Origin of the sequence: Algoriphagus sediminis, assembly GCF_030403435.1 — a bacterium.
Classification (GTDB): domain Bacteria; phylum Bacteroidota; class Bacteroidia; order Cytophagales; family Cyclobacteriaceae; genus Algoriphagus; species Algoriphagus sediminis.
Genome location: NZ_JAUEPH010000005.1, coordinates 279,740 through 300,468, shown reverse-complemented (window position 1 = coordinate 300,468; position 20,729 = coordinate 279,740). Strand labels below are relative to the sequence as shown.

General features: G+C 41.0%; 24 protein-coding genes and 1 tRNA gene. 15 read left to right on the top strand and 10 right to left on the bottom strand.

The annotated features are described in order from the left end of the window. Positions 1-253 precede the first annotated feature (253 nt). Positions 254-673: an META domain-containing protein gene (locus tag QVH07_RS13015; RefSeq protein ID WP_290000970.1), complete on the top strand. Its 420-nt coding sequence runs from the start codon at positions 254-256 to the stop codon at positions 671-673. A gap of 7 nt (positions 674-680) precedes the next feature. Here the strand turns inward: QVH07_RS13015 and QVH07_RS13010 are convergent, their stop codons facing one another. From QVH07_RS13010 to QVH07_RS13000, 3 genes are read right to left on the bottom strand one after another with little or no spacing between them, the layout of a single operon-like run. Then, positions 681-1,082, bottom strand: a complete 402-nt coding sequence (locus tag QVH07_RS13010; RefSeq protein WP_290000966.1) for a hypothetical protein — start codon at positions 1,080-1,082, stop codon at positions 681-683. Positions 1,083-1,135: 53 nt separating this feature from the next. Next, complete coding sequence (locus QVH07_RS13005) at positions 1,136-1,588, bottom strand: nuclear transport factor 2 family protein (protein WP_290000964.1); 453 nt, start codon at positions 1,586-1,588, stop codon at positions 1,136-1,138. A gap of 10 nt (positions 1,589-1,598) precedes the next feature. Next, positions 1,599-2,276 carry an SDR family NAD(P)-dependent oxidoreductase gene (locus QVH07_RS13000; RefSeq protein ID WP_290000962.1) on the bottom strand — a complete coding sequence of 226 codons (678 nt, stop codon included), beginning with the start codon at positions 2,274-2,276 and terminating at the stop codon, positions 1,599-1,601. 93 nt (positions 2,277-2,369) lie between these two features. On the opposite strand from QVH07_RS13000, the gene QVH07_RS12995 reads away from it, so the two are divergent. Continuing rightward, positions 2,370-2,708: an MGMT family protein gene (locus QVH07_RS12995; RefSeq protein ID WP_290000960.1), complete on the top strand. Its 339-nt coding sequence runs from the start codon at positions 2,370-2,372 to the stop codon at positions 2,706-2,708. Here QVH07_RS12995 and QVH07_RS12990 read toward each other — a convergent pair whose 3' ends face one another. Next, the gene (locus QVH07_RS12990) at positions 2,709-4,151 is read right to left on the bottom strand and encodes a sodium:solute symporter (RefSeq protein WP_290000958.1); all 1,443 of its coding nucleotides are present in this window, start codon (positions 4,149-4,151) and stop codon (positions 2,709-2,711) included. It lies immediately after the preceding gene. A gap of 62 nt (positions 4,152-4,213) precedes the next feature. Here QVH07_RS12990 and QVH07_RS12985 point away from each other — a divergent pair, with 62 nt between their 5' ends. From QVH07_RS12985 to QVH07_RS12970, 4 genes are all read left to right on the top strand, one after another. Beyond that, complete coding sequence (locus QVH07_RS12985) at positions 4,214-4,498, top strand: ATP-dependent Clp protease adaptor ClpS (RefSeq protein WP_290000956.1); 285 nt, start codon at positions 4,214-4,216, stop codon at positions 4,496-4,498. Positions 4,499-4,510: 12 nt separating this feature from the next. Next, complete coding sequence (gene recR, locus QVH07_RS12980; protein WP_290000955.1) at positions 4,511-5,131, top strand: recombination mediator RecR; 621 nt, start codon at positions 4,511-4,513, stop codon at positions 5,129-5,131. Positions 5,132-5,255: 124 nt separating this feature from the next. After that, positions 5,256-5,495: a GIY-YIG nuclease family protein gene (locus QVH07_RS12975; protein WP_290000952.1), complete on the top strand. Its 240-nt coding sequence runs from the start codon at positions 5,256-5,258 to the stop codon at positions 5,493-5,495. After that, a tRNA-Ala gene (locus QVH07_RS12970) sits at positions 5,486-5,559 on the top strand. The genes QVH07_RS12975 and QVH07_RS12970 overlap by 10 nt, the downstream gene beginning before the upstream one ends. On the opposite strand, the gene QVH07_RS12965 is transcribed toward QVH07_RS12970, so the two are convergent. After that, the gene (locus tag QVH07_RS12965; protein WP_290000949.1) at positions 5,525-5,704 is read right to left on the bottom strand and encodes a hypothetical protein; all 180 of its coding nucleotides are present in this window, start codon (positions 5,702-5,704) and stop codon (positions 5,525-5,527) included. The two genes, QVH07_RS12970 and QVH07_RS12965, sit on opposite strands and share 35 nt — an antisense overlap. 30 nt (positions 5,705-5,734) lie before the next feature. On the opposite strand from QVH07_RS12965, the gene QVH07_RS12960 reads away from it, so the two are divergent. The 3 genes from QVH07_RS12960 to QVH07_RS12950 are packed head-to-tail and all read left to right on the top strand — an operon-like array spanning position 5,735 to position 7,264. After that, complete coding sequence (locus tag QVH07_RS12960; protein ID WP_290000945.1) at positions 5,735-6,163, top strand: hypothetical protein; 429 nt, start codon at positions 5,735-5,737, stop codon at positions 6,161-6,163. A 10-nt stretch (positions 6,164-6,173) separates the two neighbouring features. Next, positions 6,174-6,446: a hypothetical protein gene (locus QVH07_RS12955; RefSeq protein ID WP_290000942.1), complete on the top strand. Its 273-nt coding sequence runs from the start codon at positions 6,174-6,176 to the stop codon at positions 6,444-6,446. After that, entirely contained in the window at positions 6,446-7,264 is an 819-nt protein-coding gene (locus QVH07_RS12950) for a Cof-type HAD-IIB family hydrolase (protein ID WP_290000939.1), read from the top strand. The genes QVH07_RS12955 and QVH07_RS12950 overlap by 1 nt, the downstream gene beginning before the upstream one ends. Here QVH07_RS12950 and QVH07_RS12945 read toward each other — a convergent pair. Together QVH07_RS12945 and QVH07_RS12940 are read right to left on the bottom strand one after the other, a co-directional pair. Beyond that, positions 7,261-7,938, bottom strand: a complete 678-nt coding sequence (locus QVH07_RS12945; protein ID WP_290000938.1) for a DUF2461 domain-containing protein — start codon at positions 7,936-7,938, stop codon at positions 7,261-7,263. The two genes, QVH07_RS12950 and QVH07_RS12945, sit on opposite strands and share 4 nt — an antisense overlap. 48 nt (positions 7,939-7,986) lie before the next feature. Continuing rightward, on the bottom strand, positions 7,987-9,282 hold the full coding sequence (locus QVH07_RS12940; RefSeq protein WP_290001207.1) for a UDP-N-acetylmuramoyl-tripeptide--D-alanyl-D-alanine ligase: 1,296 nt from the start codon (positions 9,280-9,282) through the stop codon (positions 7,987-7,989). 92 nt (positions 9,283-9,374) lie between these two features. Here QVH07_RS12940 and QVH07_RS12935 point away from each other — a divergent pair, with 92 nt between their 5' ends. The 4 genes from QVH07_RS12935 (at position 9,375) to QVH07_RS12920 (ending at position 14,983) form a co-directional block, all read left to right on the top strand. After that, positions 9,375-11,456: a T9SS type A sorting domain-containing protein gene (locus QVH07_RS12935; protein ID WP_290000937.1), complete on the top strand. Its 2,082-nt coding sequence runs from the start codon at positions 9,375-9,377 to the stop codon at positions 11,454-11,456. Between the two features lie 64 nt (positions 11,457-11,520). Beyond that, a complete protein-coding gene (locus QVH07_RS12930) occupies positions 11,521-13,227 on the top strand; it encodes an amidohydrolase (RefSeq protein WP_290000935.1) in 1,707 nt (568 codons plus the stop codon). Beyond that, positions 13,224-14,135: a Gfo/Idh/MocA family protein gene (locus tag QVH07_RS12925; protein ID WP_290000932.1), complete on the top strand. Its 912-nt coding sequence runs from the start codon at positions 13,224-13,226 to the stop codon at positions 14,133-14,135. The genes QVH07_RS12930 and QVH07_RS12925 overlap by 4 nt, the downstream gene beginning before the upstream one ends. Further along, positions 14,132-14,983 (top strand): glycosyltransferase family 2 protein, encoded by an 852-nt coding sequence (locus QVH07_RS12920; protein ID WP_290000930.1) that lies wholly within the window; start codon positions 14,132-14,134, stop codon positions 14,981-14,983. Before QVH07_RS12925 ends, QVH07_RS12920 begins: the two co-directional genes overlap by 4 nt. On the opposite strand, the gene QVH07_RS12915 is transcribed toward QVH07_RS12920, so the two are convergent. From QVH07_RS12915 to QVH07_RS12905, 3 genes are read right to left on the bottom strand one after another with little or no spacing between them, the layout of a single operon-like run. Beyond that, the gene (locus tag QVH07_RS12915) at positions 14,958-15,518 is read right to left on the bottom strand and encodes a dTDP-4-dehydrorhamnose 3,5-epimerase family protein (RefSeq protein ID WP_290000926.1); all 561 of its coding nucleotides are present in this window, start codon (positions 15,516-15,518) and stop codon (positions 14,958-14,960) included. The two genes, QVH07_RS12920 and QVH07_RS12915, sit on opposite strands and share 26 nt — an antisense overlap. After that, entirely contained in the window at positions 15,508-16,491 is a 984-nt protein-coding gene (locus tag QVH07_RS12910) for a hypothetical protein (protein ID WP_290000922.1), read from the bottom strand. Before QVH07_RS12910 ends, QVH07_RS12915 begins: the two co-directional genes overlap by 11 nt. Then, positions 16,479-16,814, bottom strand: coding sequence for a hypothetical protein (locus QVH07_RS12905; RefSeq protein WP_290000919.1), 336 nt, complete (start codon positions 16,812-16,814; stop codon positions 16,479-16,481). The genes QVH07_RS12910 and QVH07_RS12905 overlap by 13 nt, the downstream gene beginning before the upstream one ends. Positions 16,815-16,874: 60 nt before the next feature. On the opposite strand from QVH07_RS12905, the gene QVH07_RS12900 reads away from it, so the two are divergent. Then, the gene (locus QVH07_RS12900) at positions 16,875-17,342 is read left to right on the top strand and encodes a hypothetical protein (protein WP_290000917.1); all 468 of its coding nucleotides are present in this window, start codon (positions 16,875-16,877) and stop codon (positions 17,340-17,342) included. A gap of 382 nt (positions 17,343-17,724) precedes the next feature. After that, on the top strand, positions 17,725-20,640 hold the full coding sequence (locus QVH07_RS12895) for a S9 family peptidase (protein ID WP_290000914.1): 2,916 nt from the start codon (positions 17,725-17,727) through the stop codon (positions 20,638-20,640). Positions 20,641-20,729 lie beyond the last annotated feature (89 nt).

Genomic DNA, 20,729 nt, shown 5'->3' with positions numbered 1-20,729 from the left:
ACCCTACTCAAAAGAAGGGTGGACATGGTGCAAATGGATGAAAGATTTATCACGTAATTCATGATTTCAACTAATAACTGGACAAGTCTACTGAGTAATTTTCACTATGCCAAACAATACTTTGCAAAAACTTAAATTTTCAAGCCCAATAGTTAGCATTAATTCAAAAAGAGAATAAAAATCTGAAATTTTTAATCGGATTGAAATTGGCTCTTCGTTTGAGTATTATTGTGTATTCCCACTAATCAATACCATGAAAACAATCAAATCAATAGCCATTACCTTCGCAATCCTTTTTTTCACAAGCTGTGACAGCGTAAAAGAACTTAATCCTATGAGCTTATTAACTGGAAACACCTGGGAACTAGCTTCCCTCCTTGGTAAAAATTTGGACCTTTCCCAATTCGCAGGAGGCCTTCCAACCCTTGATTTTGGTGATGTAGGTAAACTTGCTGGGTTTACCGGATGCAATAATTTCAACGGTAGTTTTGCCCTCGAGGGTGATAAGCTTGATTTGAACCCCGGTGCAATGACCAGAAAAGCCTGTCCGGGAACCGGAGAAAAGGATTTCTTGTCTGCACTTGCCAAAGTAAAGGATTTAAAAATTGGAAAAGACAAACTCACACTTCTGGATGGAGCGGATGAATTAATGACCTTAATTCCTAAAAAATAATCTCTTCTTAAAGTATTTCATTGATCTGGTTCGGTTTACCCATAAATTGAACCGGATCATTCTTTTTTAAGCCAAAAAGGATTTTACCAAATGGTGAACTTCTACTGAGGAGGAAAATTTTTTCAAGACCCAGATCCATTTCTCCAAGGCTTACCCCAAGTAAGAATAGCTGATCTCCAACTCTGATAATACTCCCATTTCTGACGGTTTCAGAAACTTCTTGATCAGCAAACTCCTCCATGAATTTACGATTGCTTATTAGGGTTTGGAGGCTATGATCTACTTTGGCAATCTCTTGGGCAATCATTTCTCGACTCGTCTCAAACTTATCTCCAGCGCTGCTTTTTGTATCCGCAGATTTACTCTCCTGAAGTCTTGCCAGTTCCGCACGGTAAAACTCCTCCCTCAAGCTTAATTCGCTTAGGAGCCTTTCGTAAACTTTGGCCCGACTCAATTCCCGTATCAAACGCAGTCTTCTTTTCTTCTGGTATCGATGATATACACGATTTTCCAACCTTCAGCCATGCGAACCAGCTGAAAGGAGTTCACACCACAGTGACTAAATTCACCATTGACATAGAACTCATAAGGTGTCCAGGCTGATGCTAGATCTCCATCCACTTTGATTTGATAATCCGTAATTCGCTCATCCAGCTGAGTTTCCGCCGGAGACTGTCCTATTCTGGCAACAAAATCCTGAACCGCATTACTTCTAGTTTCTGCACCATTTTCAGATACTACGATGGTTTGCATCAAGGCTTTAGGATCAAAAGCAGATGCAATCATCTCGGTATTTTTAGCCCTCATTCCATCAAATAAAGACTCAATTACCGCCTTGACCTCCTCTTCTGCAGTTTGAGCTTGAATTGAAGAGGAAATTAAGGCCAGAAGGGAAAATACAAATAGCTTTTTCATTATGCTTGGGTTAGGATTGTCCGTAAAGTTTAAAAGTCATATTTCGCAATGCACGGTTATTCACAGCATAGTGCATGGAGTCAGCAATTTCTGAAGGACTAACCCATTTTTCAAAGTCCGCATCCGGCATAGACTCCCTATTTGGGGGAGTATCAATAATGCTTGGCACGAAAATATGTGATCGAATATCCGTGTTCCTGATTTCTTCACCAATAGTTTCTGCAAGGGCTATCACTAATTTTTTGCTGAAAGCATAAGGCACAACTCCTGCTCCGTCACTTGGGATCAAGGCAGGTCTTGCTCCTACAAAAAGAAAAGTGCCTTTACCCTGCTTTTTGAAAAGAGGCAGAAAACCTTTAGCCAGATGAAAGGCAGAATAAAAATTCAAGGATATCATTTTCTCAAAATCCTCCTGCTCCACATCCTCTATACCTCCCATAGCAAAACCTCCAACCAAAAGAGCCAAAGCGTCTAGTCCACCATGCTGAAGCTGATATTCTTTCACAAACTCATTGACCGATTCGGCAGAAGTGACATCCACTTCATAATTATACTCCGCCTCTTCCACGGATTTATTTGTATTAGGCTCCACCAAAGCAATGATGGTGTAACCCTCTCTTTTGAATTTATCCACCACGGCCGAACCGAGATTTCCTCCTGCTCCTGTAATGATTATATTTCTACTCATGGGTTGATTTTAGTTAAAGCTTAAAATTACTCTTTATTTTGGAAGCAAGACAACCGACTGAAAAGTCAAACGCCCGTTCCTAAATCCATAAATATGAAAAAGGAAAAGTCAAATTATTTTGATCTTGTTTATCAGGTAGTTAAAGAAATACCTCGTGGAAGAGTTACCAACTACGGGACTATCGCTCATTATTTGGGCTTAAAAAGTGGAGCCCGGATGGTTGGCTACGCCATGAATGCTGCTCATACACTTCCAGATGTCCCTGCTCATAGAGTGGTGAATGCTTCAGGGCTTTTGACAGGAAGACATCACTTTGCAACCCCTACACTGATGCAGGAGCTTTTAGAAAAAGAAGGAGTAAAAATCGACAAAAATCAGGTGGTAGACTTTGAAAAGCATTTTTGGGACCCTGACAAAGAGCTCAAAATCTGATTACTTCTTTCGGAAGATCATCATTCCTAAAAACATCAGAAGTCCATTCAGAATCAATACTTCGAATCCGAATTGATAGCCCCAAAGTAAGGATTCGCTATTCTCTGAAATAATAAAAGCAAGAACCGGAGCGGCTACCGCCAAGTAAGGGATTGCCTTATCCTTTACCTGCCACTTGGTAAATAGACCAAAGGAATATAATCCCAAAAGGGGCCCATAGGTATACCCTGCAATGATGAAGACCGAATTAATCACACTTTGATCATTAATCCAGTGGAATATCAGGATAGCAAAAAACATAATAAAGGTAAAGGCGATATGCACCTGCTTTCTCACTGTAACCTGTCTTTCCTTGGGATACTTTCTTTCTAATTCAAGAAAATCAATACAGAAACTTGTGGTAAGGGCAGTTAGGGTAGAATCTGCACTGGAATACGCCGCCGCCGTAATTCCAAGCACAAAAATGACCCCGGCAAAAGGAGAGAAATACTCAGTCGCGAGCATCGGGAAAAGCTCATCCGTTTTTTCGGGAAAACGGATACCTTTCGTCTCTGCGTAAATGTAAAGCAGGACACCTAATGCGAGAAACATCAAGTTTACGACCACAAGGATATTGGTGAACCAGAACATATTTTTCTGAGCTTCGCCTATATTCTTGCAGGTAAGATTTTTCTGCATCATATCCTGATCCAAACCTGTCATTACGATAGTGATGAAGGCACCGGAAAGAAACTGCTTAAAGAAATTGGTCCCAGACTTCCAGTCCCAATCGAAAATCTGGGAACGAGAGTCCTCGGAAACCTTTGAGAAATAATCTCCAATTCCTTCAAAACCAAGCTCATTACCAATCAGAATAATACTCACCCCGACAGCCAGAAGCATGAAGAAGGTCTGTAGCGTATCGGTCCAAACCACTGTTTTTATCCCTCCCCTATGGGTATAAATCCAGATTAAACCCACTGTGATCAGAACTGAAACCCAGAATGGAATTCCCAAAGAATCGAAAAGGATCAGTTGTAGCACACTGGCAACCAGAAACACCCTGAGTGAAGAACCCAGTGTACGGGAAAGGATAAAGAAAAAAGCTCCTGTCTTGTAGGACCAAAAACCGAATCTATCCTCCAAATATGAATAAATCGAAACCAGATTTAAGCGATAATAAAGAGGGAGTAAGACTTTGGCGATGGTGAAATAACCAAGCGTATAGCCCAAAACGACCTGGAAATAGTAGAAATTTGAATTTCCGACTTCCCCAGGAACGGATATAAAGGTTACACCTGAAAGTGAGGCCCCTATCATTCCGAAGGCTACCAAAAACCATGGAGACTGTCGATCCCCTGTGAAAAAAGTCTCGTCAGAAACCTTTCTTGAAGTAAACCAGGATATGAGAAAAAGTAAGAAAAAATAAGCGCCGATTACGGCAAATACTACCTGGGAATTCATAATTCGAGTGCGGGATTAGCTGCAAAATTGTTCAATATTCCTAAATTTGCAAAATGCAGAGAATGAGTTCCCCGATTCACGAAATTAAAGAATCCGAGGTCCTTCTGGAAGAGGAGTTGGATTTAGAAGAGTCAACATTAATCGTTTTCAATGACGATGTGAACACCTTTGATCATGTCACGAATATCTTGGTCAAGGTTTGTGAGCATTCAGTCGAGCAGGCCGAGCAATGTACCCTTATCATTCATTACAAAGGCAAATGTGCCGTTAAGAAAGGTTCGTTCAAAGAACTAAAACCAAGATGTGAGGCCATCCTTGATGCCGGAATTCAAGCGACCATTGCTTAAGGAACGATAATCTTGAACATACCTTCCAAACTTATTGAAGATGCTGTAACGGAGATTTCCAGGCTCCCTGGGATTGGAAAGAAGACAGCTTTGCGTCTTGCCTTACATTTACTGAAGCAAAACCCAGCTCATGCTGAAGCGCTCGCTCTTTCCATTACCACTATGCGTAATGAGGTACAGTATTGCCAGACCTGCCACAATATTTCTGATGGTCCCATTTGTTCGATTTGTAGTAATCCAAAGCGCGACGGATCTATCATTTGTGTGGTAGAGGATATTCAGGATGTCTTGGCTATAGAAAACACAAATCAGTTTCAGGGGAAATATCATATTCTTGGTGGAGTGATTTCCCCCCTTCAGGGAATTGGACCAGAAGAATTACACATCGAAAGCTTGGTGGAACGCGTAAGTAAGAAGAATTCTGATGAGCCTGTAAAAGAAATCATTCTCGCTCTAAGCGCTACCATGGAAGGAGATACCACTTCCTTTTATCTGGGAAAAAGACTGAAAGAACATAATGTCAAAGTAAGCACCATCGCACGAGGAATTCCTGTGGGAGGAGAGCTTGAGTATACTGATGAAGTAACATTGGGTAGAAGTATCATGACCCGGGTAAATTATTCTACTGAGTAAAAAAAGGCTTTGCACAGCCAAAAGCCATTTCTATATTTGCATTCCAATTGGGGGATTAGCTCAGCTGGCTACCCGCCCGAGCCGTACCGCCTCGGTACGGTCGGGGAGCAATACACAGGTAGAAATGTATGTATATGTGCTACAAAGCGACATTGATCAATCCCAATACGTGGGAATGAGCGAGGATCCTCACCGAAGGCTCCTCGAGGAACATAATAAGGGAAAGGTTAGATCGACTAAATCCAAGATCCCATGGACAGTCATTTACACCGAATACTACGAAACCAGAGCAGACGCTCGAAAGCGTGAAAAATACCTGAAAAGTGCAGCTGGAAGAAGGTTTCGAAAATCATTGGGGGATTAGCTCAGCTGGCTAGAGCGTTTGACTGGCAGTCAAAAGGTCACCGGTTCGACTCCGGTATTCTCCACAAAAGCCTTACAGAAATGTGAGGCTTTTTTTGTGATTACACTATTAGGCGTACTTCCAGATCCAAATATCAGCATAAGAATCGAGCCCAATGAACGGATAGCCATCCTTAACATTTCCAGAAAATAGGAATCTATTTTTTTCACTAATTTGGCTTACAGATAAACTAGCCAATTATGAAACCGATCTCTCGATTAGGCATTCTATTTCTTTTGATTGCATCTCTCAATTCCTGCTCCTGCGAACCTGAGTCCATCGCTAAAGGTGCTATATGGGGTTTGGAAAAAATGATGGGTGAAGGTTTTATGCCTTCGGATGAAATCCGTGCACTCGGTAATTTCCAGGGGATGAACGTCAACCTGAGTCAGAAAAAAGATCAGAATGGATCGGAATCAACCATTTTCCTTAAACTGGAAAATGGAGACCCCTTACTTCTGGGTGATCAACCTGATTTATTGGCTAGAAAATGTGCCGAATTATACATCAGGGATTTTGAAAATAGTGATGATTATGAGCTCATCACTGTTCAGTTCATTCAAACCGATCCAATGAATCCCGACAATTTTGCCATGAAAGAATATACTTTTAATACCGTAGATTTTTAATCCCATAGCTATGAACATCCCACCAGAATTCCAGAAAAAACCGCTTTCACTAGGTGACTGGATTATTTCAGTTTTAGTGACCAAAATTCCAATCATTGGATTTATCATGCTCATCGTATGGGCAGTGGATTCTAATACCGAACAAAGTAAATCCAACTGGGCCAAATCCGAGCTTATTGTAAAACTCATTGGTTTTGCTATTGCTATAATCATTGTCTCAATTATTGGGTTTAGCTTTTTCGCAAACTTTGCTGATGAGATTGATTGGTCACAAATTGATTGATGAGATACAAAGCCCTTTGCTCCGACATTGATGGAACCCTTCTCAATTCTGAGCGTGATCTTTCAGATCGATTAAAAAAAGTAATCAAAAGACTTCCGATTGATTTTCCAATCATTTTGGCCAGTTCCCGGATGCCAAAAGCTATGCGACATCTGTTGGAAGACTTGGATAGGGTTAATAATCCCCTTATTTCATATAATGGTGGATTTGTCCAAAATGCAAAAGGGGAAACACTTGAAAGCACGACGATTCCACTGGGCCTGGTTGATAAAATCTATCAGTTCGTTTCTAAAACCAACCTCCACATAAGCCTTTTTTATGAGGATAATTGGTATGAGGCTAAAGAGGACTATTGGTCGAAAAGAGAAATTCAAAATACCAAAACAGAGCCGATCTGGATGCAGACTGAAGATGTTTTATCCCTTTGGAGTAAAAAAAATAACGGGGCTCATAAGATAATGACCATGGGGGATAGCCAGGAGATTTCGTGGCTTTTTGGAGAGCTGCATCTACTTTTTTCTAAGGAGCTACATCTCTATCGATCCAAGGACACGTACATTGAAATAGCTCCAAAAAGTATTTCTAAAGCCACTGCCCTAAGAAAAATTCTGAACGAATGCTATGATTTCCCCATAGAGGAGGTGATCGCATTTGGGGACAATTATAATGACATTGATCTTTTACAGGCGGTGGGTATGGGTATAGCCGTTGCAAATGCACGACCTGAATTAAAGATGATAGCCAATGACCATACCCTGCATCATAAGGAAGATGGGGTGGCACTTAGCATAGAAAAGTATTTTGAATTAATGAATTAGAGGATTCCTGATCCATCTTCCACATCCTCTATCGCTCGTTCCAAAAAATTATTAAGAGGCACCATCTTTCGAAAAGCGTCTAAAGCTTTATTCAGGTAAGCTCCATTTTCTACATCTTTATCTTCAAGACTTGTAAAGGCCGTGAAGCTTTTTAGCCTCAAATATTCTATGTAAGGATGATCCTTATCGTAATCTCTGGGAGAAGTCTTCAATTTTTCTCCGTTGATTTTTCCAAAATTCTTCTTAAAGTCCGGGTCTTCTTCAATGGCCTGAAGTTCCGCCCCACTGTAGTCGATTTCCTTCCTGATTCTTTTTAAATTTTCTGCTTCTGGCATCCATATTCCGCCACCCACCATAGAATCTCCCGGCTTTAAACTAATATAATATCCAGGCCCTGGTGACTTCTTCCCTTTGGGAGAAAAATAAGCCGAGAAATTAGTCTTATAGGGATCTTTATTCTTCGAAAACCTTACATCCCGATTGATTCGGAATACGCAATCTTTAGGTTTAAAGATATCCATTCCCGGCACAAACTCATTTAATCCTTTGATTAAGTATGCTACATCATCAAGGAATTCAGCCCGTGTCTCGTCGTACCACTTTTTGTTTGCCATCATCCAATCGCGATGATTATTTTTTGCAAGAGCAGAAAGGAATTCAAAGTAAGGTCTCATGGTCGGGAATGTTTTTGTATAGGAACAACAAGTACTCTATTCGGAAGTTTAAATAAAGTCCACTAATGATTCGAGTTTCATCCCTCTACTACCTTTGATCAGGATAAGATAATCCTCGAGCTTGCTGTCTTCAAGCCAGTTTCTCAGTGAAAAAGGGTCAGGGAAGTAAAGAGCCTTTGGAGCCTTCTCTAAAGCCGAAACCACCAACTTCCCTGTGAAACATATCTTATCAATCTGGTATTCTGAGACAATTTCTCCCAGCCGCCTATGTTCAGACTCCGCATGCTCGCCCATCTCAAACATATCTCCGAGAATAATCATTTTGTGCTTTTTACCTGTCATCCCTCCAAAAGTTCGGATAGCTCCCTCCATGGATGATGGGTTTGCATTATAGGCATCCAAAATGATCAGATTAGATCTTTTTTGAATGAGTTGAGAGCGCATATTTTCAGGCTTATAATCGATCACAGCTTTGACCGCCTGGTCCATAGGAACATCGAAAAACTTCCCGATGGTCAATGCGATAGCGATATTTCCAAAGTTATACCCTCCTATTAAAAAACTCAGGTGTTCTTCATTTGATCCCTCCACTTTGAACTTTACAAAGGGGTTGGCTTCGAGAAATTCCACTTCCATGAAGTCGCCTTTGGCAGGATAAAGAATCGGTTTCTCAAAACGCTTGATCATATTGGAAAGAATGGGGTCTTGAGAATTGATAAAAACGGTACCATGATTCGCTCGAAGATGCTGATAAAGTTCAGTCTTGGTTTTCAAAACCCCCTCAGGACCTCCCATCCCCTCCAAGTGAGCCTTCCCAATATTGGTAATAAAGCCGTGAGTGGGCTCAGCAATCTCGCAAAGCTCCTGAATGTCACCCTGCTTATTGGCACCCATTTCTATGATCGCCATTTCATGTTCATCCCCAATGGCTAGAAGTGTCAAGGGCACTCCAATGTGATTATTCAAATTGCCAACCGTCGCCGCAGTTTTGTATTTTTTGCTGAGTACTGCATGAAGGAGCTCCTTTGAGGTGGTTTTTCCATTGGACCCAGTCAAACCAATGACTGGAATTTTTAGCTGCTTTCTATGGTGATTTGCCAACTTCTGCAGCATTTCCAAAGCATCCTCAGCTAGAAAGTATCGATCATCGTCTTCCACAAAGTATTTTGGATCATCGATCACCACGGTTGATGCTCCCATTTCAAGGGCTTTTTCCGCAAACTCATTAGCATTAAAATTTGGCCCTTTCAGGGCAAAAAAGAGATTACCTCTTTTAATTTTTCTGGTATCCGTGCTGACCCCTGTACTTTTAAGATAAAGCTGATATAAAATGGAAACATTCATGCTATGCCGTAGATTTACTGCTAAAATAAAGGAATGAATGGCATCTTTAGGTTCCTTCATTCGTAATTATTTTGGATAGAGAACTGAATCTCATGCGGATCTTCCTTATTTTATTTTTGATTTTGCCCTTGGCATGCCTAGGACAGCTTTCCTATCGGCATTCAGAAGGAGTATCCGTGAGACAAAACGGTGATTTTCTAGACAGTCCTTTTTCCGGAGGAATTAATTCAGCCCAAATTCATACGATAGATCTGAATGGAGACGGTGCGGAAGAATGGCTAATTTGGGATATTAACTCCAGGCAACTTCAGGCCTATGCAGTGAATGATAACTCATTCACTTACCTTCCTGAGGTTAGCTATTTCCTTCCAGCTGATATCAATGGTTTCCTGGCAGTTGAGGACTTTGACCTCGACGGTAAAAAGGATCTTTTCACTTCCACTGCGCTTGGGATCAAAGCTTATAGAAATACTTCTAGCGGAGATTATCCCTCATTTGAATTAGCAAGCGATGTGCTCCGACTTGATACTGGCCCAAACATCCAAGCCAATAATCTTGATACTCCACTATTACGCGATCTGGACGGTGATGGAGATTTGGATCTGGTGATTTTCAACTTTGCCTCGGGGGATTATCTTGAATTTTATAAGAATACCAGTGTGGAGAGAACAGGAACTCCCGGTCTTGATGGCTTCGAATTTCCTGAGTTTTTCTGGGGTAATTTCGTATTCTGTGGATGTGGTGATTTTAGCTATGGAACTACCTGCAATGGCATCCCGCTCGATCCCGACTTACGGACCGCTCCAAACGCAAGAATACTTCATGCTGGAGGACATTCCATTCTTTATGAAGACTATAATGGAGATGGGGTTAGTGACTTAGTTTTGGGTAGAGATGAATGCGATATTCTTTATTTTCTACCAAATAAAGGCACAGAGAATCAACCCATTTTTGACTCTTTTAGTAATGAACTTCCGGCATTTGGAGCCTTGCCGCAATTCCCAAGGTACCACGTAGGAGAAAGTGTAGGTGACGATCTGATTATCAGCCTAAACACGAATCAATCCTCCTTCAACTTCCAGATCGATTTCAAGGAATCTGTATTCCGGCTAAGCCCTAATTCCAGTGGAGCAATCCCAATCTTGCAGAACGATATTCTGGACCTTGGGGAAAACTCTAAACCATTTTTCCAGGGCAATAAATCCTCAGGGAATCTCTGGGTCACTTATAATTCAGTTACCGAAACAGGAACACTTTCTCATCTCAGTTCATACAGCTTCTCAAATAATGAATTCACGTTGATCGAAAGTTCTGAAATTGAGTTTTTGGAGCTTCAGTTAGTAGATGCCCAATACCTTGAATTTATCGATCAGACAGGTGTTAATCATAGCATCGCTTCGGGAATTCGCTATGAGAATAACATTCCTGTTTCTAGAATTTTTGAGAAATCAGAGTCTGGATTTCAGGAAATTAATTTTGAAGGATATCAACCAGCTCGTGGAGATTATCTTCAATTTTTCGACTACGAAAATCAGGACTATTTATTGGTCGCTGCCCAAAATGGCAGCTTGGATCTTTACAAAGTGGACTTTTCAATTTATTCCGCCGAACTGATAGAAAATGACTTTCTAGATTTTGTGGATAATCCAGCCACTAGAAATCTTTTCGTAGCAGTAGAAGCTGGAGAAAGCCCAAATCTTTTTGCCGTAGACCAACTAGGAATAGTAACCAGGATTGAGAATTTCATGGAATCCGAAAGGCGGGAGATAATCCAAATCGAAACAGGAAACGGTTCATTCCAAAGTCGCCTAGGAAGGCAAAATGCAATGACTGTCTTACCTGCATTATTTAGTGAAGCTCCAGACTTAATTTTGGGTTCAACTGGAGGTGGCTTGATTTTTTTAAAAAGTTCAGAAGATATTCCTCCTGGGGATCGAGAGTTTTTGCTTAAAGTTTATCCTAACCCAAGCTCAGGTCCAATTAAAATTCTTAGTAATCGGGAGGCTACCGGAAGGTTGATAAGTGCAATGGGACAGGTACTTCTGGAGGGGTTTTCCATTCCAGCCAATTTAGAGTTTGAAATTCAGGCGGGTTTTCTTCCGCCAGGGCTATATATCATCCAGCTGGAAGTGGATAATGAATTCCGCACTTCTCGCAAAATCTGGATACGCTAGGCTTCACATATTTTGCAGATCGACAAAAAGGCTTTAGCTTATAACCAATCAACCAATCCCAGCGATGAAGAAGTACATTTTATTTGCCATTTTTGGCATCCTCTCAGTAGCGTGCTCACCCCAGAGAGCAGAAGAAGCAGACTTAATTTTTACTAATGGAGTCATTTATACAGTAGATGAATCAAATCCAAAAGTAGAGGCAGTAGCCATAAAGGATGGAATGATCCTTAACTTGGGCAATAACCAAGATATTTTGGCTCATACAGGTAACAATACCGAGGTGATGGATCTTCAGGGAAAAACCATGACTCCAGGCTTTATTGAGTCACATGGACACCTTATGGGTATAGGCTATAATAAGCTAGAACTCGATCTTATGTATGTCAAAACCTATGATGAGCTTGTAGAGAAAGTGGCAGAAGCCGTTGCGAAAGCGGAGCCGGGTGACTGGATAACAGGTAGAGGCTGGCATCAGGACAAGTGGATTGAAAAACCTGAAAAAATGGTTAAAGGTTTTCAGACTAATGAGCCTCTAAATGAAGTCTCTCCAGATAATCCAGTATTTCTAAGGCACGCATCAGGCCATGCATCTTTTGCAAATGAAGCAGCACTGGAAATGGCAGGAATTTCCAACCTCACAGGAGAGAGACCAGGTGAAGTCGAAGGTGGAGAAATTATAGTTGATGAGCTTGGAAACCCAACAGGAGTTTTAACCGAGAGGGCTTCAGGATTGGTTGCAAGACTTGTTCCTGCTGAAACTCCTGAGAGAGCAGAAGCAGCATTGACTTTGGCTCTTCAAGAGCTGGTAGAAAAAGGCATCACTTCATTTCATGATGCAGGTTCTGGTCAAGCAGTCATAGATCTAGTCCAAAAATTCAAAGACGAAGGAAAGCTCACGGTGCGTCAATATATTATGCTTACTGGTCGTCAGCCCGAACTATTGGAACAATGGTATGAAAAAGGGCCCATGATCGATAGCGCAGATCACATGCTCACAGTTCGATCAATCAAATTAAACTGTGATGGTGCCCTAGGACCAAGAGGAGCCTGGTTACTTGAAGACTACACTGACCGTCCGGGACATAGAGGTCACGAAACTCTTCCAATGGAAGTAGTCACTGAGGTGTCTGAGAAAGCACTTCCTTTAGGTTTTCAGGTTTGTTCTCATGCGATCGGAGACCGTGCAAATCAAGAGATATTAGATCGCTACGAAGGGGCTTTTGCTAAGTTTCCAGATGCCACAGATCATCGTTTCCGGATTGAGCATGCACAGCATTTACATCCTGATGATATTCCTAGGTTTGGGGAGTTAGGTGTGATTGCAGCCATGCAAGCCATTCACTTGAGCTCAGATAGACCATGGGCTATTGATCGATTGGGAGAAAAGCGCATCATAGATGGAGCTTACGTCTGGCAGAAACTTTTTCAAACTGGCGCAAGAATCTGCAATGGGACCGATGCTCCGGTGGAGCCCGTCGACCCTATTCCATCTTTTTACGCGTCCGTAACCAGAAAAACTTTGGAAGGTCTCCCTGAAGGCGGCTATGAAGGAGATCAAAAAATGACCCGTGAGCAGGCACTTAAATCTTACACTTTGGATGGAGCCTATGCTGAGTTTGAAGAAGATTTTAAAGGCTCGATTGAAATCGGCAAGGCTGCTGACTTTACTGTATTTGATAAAGATATCATGACCGTTCCTGAAGATGAAATCCTAGATACAAAAGTGAAAATTACTGTGGTAGCCGGCAAGGTGGTTTATAAGGCCATATGAATAACCAAATCGGATTAGTGGGATGTGGAAAGTGGGGTAGGAATATTCTTAGGGACCTGCTTTTGCTTGGTCAAAATGTTGTGGTGATAGACGGTTTAGAAGAAAATCGAACCAAAGCACTTACCATGGGGGCTTCTGAAGTTTGGCCAAAAAAAACTCAAACTTTCATTCCCAAAGGTTGGATCATCTCAACACCAGCTATCACACACTATGAGGTTTTGAAGGAACTGATTCCTGATGAAGTCCCAATCTTCGTAGAAAAACCGCTGACTTGCGATCGAAAGCAGGCAGAAAATCTACTATCCCTTAATCGAAAAGATATTTTTGTTATGCACAATTGGAAATACCATTCAGGTATTCAATTGCTTGAAAAGTTAGTAAAAACCCGAGAACTCGGAGAATTGAAATTTTATAAATCCAATCGCTGCAATTGGACGAGTCCACGGTCGGATGTTGATTCGGTCTGGACTTTAATTCCACATGACATTACCATTGCCAGTGTAATGCTGGGTCACTTTCCCAAACCAAAAGCCGCAGTGGTTGAAAAATACAATGGAGTGGAACGAGGAATGACCGCACTTTTAGGGGATGAAATTCCCTGCGTGTTAGAAGTTTCAAATCGTTATGCCGATAAAAGAAGGGAAGTTAGGCTTCATTTCTCCGAAGGTGTGGCAGTTTTAAAAGATGAAAAAGTGAATCATCTGGAAATCTACCATGGAAATGATCGATCCAAACCTGAGGAAATCAGGTTTGAGACTAGGAAGTTTTCTGGACCTTCTCCCTTAATGGCGGAATTAGAGGCCTTTTTGGGATACCTTGACAAGGGAGAAGAACCTCTTTCTGATTTAGCTGAAGGAGTTAAAGTCATCCAAATAATCGATGAATTGAAAATGTTAGCAAATCAATGAGTTCTGAGGAAGTTCTATTTTCCGTTGTATTACCGACATCCATTGATCGAGGATTAATCCTACCCCACTCCATCGGTAGTGTTCAAAAACAAAGTCTCCAAAATTTCGAAATTCTTATCGTAGGAGATGGCGTTAATGATATGACTCGTTCTGTAATTTCTGACTTGGCAGAAAAGGACAAAAGGATTCGCTTTTTTGACTTCCCAAAACATCCAAGAAGAGGAGAAGAGTACAGACACCAAGTACTGATGGAAGAAGCCAAAGGTAGATATGTGGCTTACCTTTGCGATAGAGACTTATTTCTACCACATCACCTGGAGACATTAGCCCTTTATCTTGAACAATATGACTTCGCTTCTACCTTGAACTACTTCATAGTGGAGGGTACAGAAAGTATGGTTTACGGCAGGAAGAATCTAGATAGCTGGGATGCACCTTCTTGGCTACTTTCCTGTGAAGGACATAGCTTAGCCTATTACAAAACGCTACCCTTTGGTTGGCGAACCACTCCTAAGGGAGTGTATACGGATCGATACATGTGGGATCAATTTTTGACCCAACCAGATTGTAAGGCATACTGCGGACTCGAGCCGACAATCCTCTGGTTTAAACGAGGAGATCATCCGGGAATGTCTACAGAGGAAAGGAAAAAAGAATTGATGCGATGGGAGGAAATCATGGAAGACAAAGTCCTTTTTCAACTGAAAAAAGAAGAAGCTCTACATGAAATGATGTCTGGCTTCAATTTCCTTAACAGAAATCATCCCCTCCTGATCAAAGGAAGAAAACCTTCTCAAGTCCCTGCCGAGATTTTGAAAAAAATCAAAAAGGCGCTATCGCTTTCTTAAAGGAATCAAGATCAGGGAAATCACCAGCCCTCAAAGAGACAATTGGATCATCAAAAGTCCATGGAACTCCAATATCAGGATCATTCCACACCACACCCCAATTGTCATCTTTTCCATAATCCACATAGGATTCCGAAACTGACTGAGCATGTACAGAAGGCACCGGGAAATACCATCCATGCAGGAGGCCACGCGGAAAAATCAATGCGGCTAAGTCCTCTCCATGAAGCTCATATTGGGACCATTCTAGATAAGTTGGAGAATCAGATCGCATATCTTTGAGCCCCAGCTCACACTTCCCTTGAATCAAGCAGAAATACTCATCATGACGCTTATGAAAGTGCATCCCGCGGTATACATTCGCTTCGGATTTTACTAGGCTCCATTGGACTGCGTCCAAATCTAAATTCCAACGATGATTAAAAATTTCTGTAAAACTTCCTCGTTGATCCCGATGCTCTGTGAGTTTTTTAAGGACTACCCCTTCGATTTCTGTCCCAGCAATTAGCCGGGACTTCTTAACTTCAACTTCCATCAATAAAGAATATTATTTTTTCACTGTGCCTGGATGCATAAACGATAATCACGACCAAAAAAAAGTAAATCATAGTATTAAACAGCGTCCAAGTCTTGCTTGAAAATAAAAAAGAAGATTGGTTTTCTTTACACTCCTCCCCGGCAAAACTTGAATTTTTTTCTTTCAAGAAGGATTTTTTACCTCGGTACGGCTCACCAGTTACCCTCTTAGAACTATTAATGGTCTGAGTGGTGGTGTTGTAATTTGACATTAAAAGGAATGCCGCTACCGCCATCAAATAAAAATACAAGTACGAAAGCTCTCCGAAAGTAAAAATTAGCATCAACAGATGAAAAATTAAGATGGCTACTCCCAATAAAAGTGGCTTTTTACTTGAAAAGGCCCAAACACTCAGAGATAACTCAATTATGATGGTGCTGAAGGAAAAGAATAAGGCTAGAGGTTCCAGTCCCACCAGATCCGTCATCCAATTATTTAAACCATTTGCATAAATAGTTGATATAAAATACTCAAAATACACCCCAGAAAGCCAGTCAGGGTGCAATAATTTATTAATACCCGCTCCCAGATATAATAGCCCTATTTGGACCCTAAAGGTCCAAGAAAGACATGGCTTAAATAGACCGATGAGAAAAAGTATGCACCCTGAGAAAAGGAAACTTGTGGAGTAAACTGATCTAGAGGATAGGATTTGAAAAAAAATCAGGAATGCGAGAAGAAGGGAAAACTTTTGAAACTTAAACCCAAATAGAATAGAAATAACTGCGATCCAATACAGCACATCCAACATGAAGTAAACAGATGGCATCTCCCTAAGGGAATCCAAAATTTCAATAAAGGGAAGAAATGGTGGAAGGATATGCCTCATTCCTCTCAGCCAAAGAAGATATATTACAATCATTCTGGCTGGAAAGAGCAAGGCTTCCTGAGCAGAAAGCGGTTTGAATAAAAATGCCTTTATTGACAGCATCTCCAAACTTTACTCGGTTTGCCATTGACACGATAAACGACCTCTACATTTGCGGAATCCGCCTTACCATAGGTATCCTCATATTGCTGAATTTGAGAAAAAACATGTCCAATAGAACGATTTTCTCTTCCTGGATTTGGAATATGATATCGTGAAGAAATTTGCTTATCCGTGAGGTTTTTACCGTTGACTCTGACATCTACTTGATAAAAAGAGATTTCATCAAAAGGAACCCACGCAAAATATTTTTGACTACTGCCAATGGCGCAGACTATAGCGCCTAGCTGAATTATAAAAAAACAAATCAGGATTGTTTTTCGCACATCCTAGGGAGTTAATTGATTCTTAAATCGATAAATTACCCTAATTCACTAATATTTTTTATGAAAAGAGTATTGCGAAAGGTACTAATGAAAATTGGACTCATACATTCCAGGCCTACTTTAGTAACGAAACACGAAGATGAAGAAACCATTAAAATTCAAGAAGAACTCAGTTTTCAAGTTTACTGGAAGATTCTGTCCATCGGAAAAGGTCCGGCTGTGATTCTAAAAGCCTTCGATGAGGAAATTCTAAAATTTGACTGCTTCGGAGAAAAAAAAGGACATTTTCACAATGCCCCGCACTATAATTTCAGAATTTACTTTACCGAGTCCACTATCGAAGAACAGATTGAAAGGACCATAAGAGAACTAAAAGTAAATGGGCTTAAATACCTTTCCGTCCAAAAAGACGATCGAATAAGGAAGATAAAACCCAATGGTGATGAATATGAAAAGGCTCTAAAACAGGTAAAAGACACCCTGATTAAGCATCATCAAACGATGCTGAATAAAATCCCAGAAACATAAGGCCGCAGTATTCTACAAAGGAAGGTAAAACCTATAGATACTGCATAGGTCTCACAAACAAAAGCTATTACTATGATCAAAGTAATCCTGTAAAAGGAACTCAAAATTGGGCATATATTATGTTCATCTTTCGTCCAAACAACAAAGCAAAGTTTATTGGAGTGCCTCTCTGATATTTACCATTTCAAACGACTATAGATAATTACTTCTATTTTTGGCCAGAATACAGAGAATGTCATTTTCGATGGATACGAAACCTTTGACTAAGGTTGATCTAATATCTGATTTCGGTTAAAATTTCTTTTCTCGCCCGTTCAAATACTTATTCCCTTTCCAAGCAAAGATTTTTACCTAATTTCCCATTCTGGAAAATTTAAAAATTATGCGGAAACAAATACTCTTTCTTAGCTTTCTACTTTTCATTGGAAGCTTTGCGTTAGCCCAAGAAAAAAAGGGCATTACCTGGCAGGATATTCCCACCTGGAAATATATGCAGGGGAATTCATTTAAAATCTCTCCTGATGGTGAATGGGTGGCCTATGGAATGGTAGCTGTCGAGGATAATGGAGAGGTAACACTCCAGAAAGTAGGAGATCCTGAATCAAAAAAGACCTTCAAAATAGGTCATACAAACTTCCCTTCCATCACTTTCAGTGATGATAGCAAGTGGATCGCTTTTAAGGAATACCCTGAATTCACTAAGAAAAAACCAGAAAACGGAAAAGGCCCAAAAGATAAACTGATTCTTGTCAAATTAGGAACAGATGAAAAAGAGACCTTTGAAAATGTAAGCAGTTACTCATTTAATGGAGAAACTTCTTCTCACCTCGCCATCAACCTTCCAAAAGATGGAAACGGCAAAGCCAAAGGTTCTGACCTATTGCTTTATGATCTAAATACCGAGAAGGCTCAGCTTTTGGGTAATGTCACCGACTTTGGTTTCAATAAAGCTGGTACTCATCTCGCTTATGCTGTAGATGGTGCAAATGAGTATGGAAATGGACTTTACCTCATGAACCTTGCTGCCAAGAGCACCACAGTTTTGGATTCAGATAAGGCCACCTATCGCTCGCTGAATTGGACGGAAAAAGGCGACGCTTTTGCAGCATTAAAAATGGTGGAAGACAAGAAATACAAGCAAGATCATGGAAAGGTGATTGGAGTAAAAAATCTATCCAATCCTACTGTGACTATTTATGACGCCTTGCAGGACAGCACTGGTTTTGACCAGACTTATACGATCAGCCCAAATCGAAGACCGATGTGGTCTGAAGATCTAACCCGTTTATTCTATGGGATTCATCCTTTGGTAGCTGAAAAAAAAGAAGAACCCAAAAAAGAAGTGAATGAAGATTCGGTAAAAATGGCTGAGGCAGCGGCGATGAAGAAGATCATGGCTGATACCACTATCAAATCTATCAGTGATTTACAGAAAGCTATCGCGAAACTGGATTCTGGAAAAGTAGATAATAAAAAAGATAATGATGCGGATAAGCCTGATATGACCATCTGGCATTGGAATGATAGCAGACTACAGTCACGACAGCAGGTGATGGAAAATCAGGATAAGAATTACAGTTTCTGGGCCATGTATGATGTGGCTTCTGGTAAGCACATTGCACTTCAGGACAGTAGCATGTTGAGCCTAAATATCCTTCCAAAGCATCGGTATGCCCTTGGATCGGATATACAGGAGTACGAATTGGATATCAATCTGGACGGGCAGCGATATAGTGATTTTTACATCGTGGATCTGCAAACGGGTGAGCGTAAAGAACTATTCAATAAATTCTATTTACCTGGTTATGCCTCGAGTCCAAGAGCTTCTGAGGACGGCACCAAACTTTTATATGCTGAAGATGGACACTTTTATGTGTATGACATAGCCTCCGGCCAAAGCAGAAATATTACTGAAAATATCCCGGTGACCTTCGTGGATGTAGAGGACGATCACAATGTCGAGAAACCCATGATTCCTGCCTTAGGATGGAGCTCAGATAGCAAGTATGTTTTGCTTCGAGATGGCTGGGATATCTGGCAAGTGCCTTTAGACGAAAAGTCTGAGGCAATGAATCTTACCGGAAATGGCAAGACAGATGGTATCCGCTATCAATACCGCTTTGGACTGGACCCCGAAGAAAAGGGGATTGATCTTACTCGCGATGTTTATGTAAGAACATATGGAGAATGGACCAAGAAAAGTGGCATAGTGAAGCTTTCTCCTAAGAAAAAAGGAGGGTTGGAAGCTGGTCCTGAAAGCCTGATTTGGGAGGATGCAAATATCAGCCAACTTATGAAGGCTGAAGGTGCTGAGGTGTATTTCTACAACAAAGAAATGTTTAATTACCCCGATCAAATCTTCGTCACGGATGCTTCCCTTTCAGACCCCGAGCAAGTCACGGAGAATGCCCCAGATGCCGATAAGTACCTCTGGTCTGCCGGAACTCAGTTGGTAGACTATGAAACAGATAAAGGTGTAAAACTTCAAGGGGCCCTATTCCTCCCAGCCGGATACGAAGAGGGAAAGAAATATCCAACTGTAGTTTATTACTATGAGAAATTATCCCAGACCCGACATAACTGGTCAAATCCAGGTTTCGGGGGTACAGGATGGAATCCAAACGTCTACACTTCCAATGGATTTGCAGTCTTTATTCCAGACATCGTTTATGAAATCGATGATCCGGGAATGTCTGCAGTTTGGGCAGTGATCCCAGCTGTAAAGGCAGCCATAGAAACTGGTGTGATCGATGAAAATAATATTGGAATTCATGGTCACTCATGGGGCGGTTATCAAACTTCCTTCCTGATCACGCAAACGGATATGTTTAAAGCGGCGGCAGCAGGAGCTCCATTAACGAATATGATTTCTATGTATGACTTGATCTACTGGAATTCAGGTGGTGGAAATATGGCGATTTTCGAAGCATCACAAGGACGATTCTATGGTGCCCCATGGGAAAACTGGGAAGCCTACGAAAGGAATAGCCCTGTTTACCATGTGAAAAATGTTACCACTCCTCTGCTTATGCTTCATAATGACAAAGATGGTGCTGTGGACTTCACACAGGGTATAGAATACTATTCGGCATTGAGAAGATTGAAAAAGCCAGTAGTACTTATGCAGTACAAAGGCGAAAACCATGGATTAAGCAAGCTGGAAAATCGTAAAGATTACAGCGTGAGAATGATGGAATTCTTTAATCATCATTTAAAAGGTGAAGCTGCACCAGAATGGCTAGAGGAAGGAATCGACCGCTTGGATTTAGAGGAGCATTTAGAAAAGAGAGCCTTTTAGATAGAAGGATTTCTAAAGGCAAAAAACTGAAAAGAAAAAACCTACAGTAGCATCTGTAGGTTTTTTTATTGAACACAATACACCCGGTT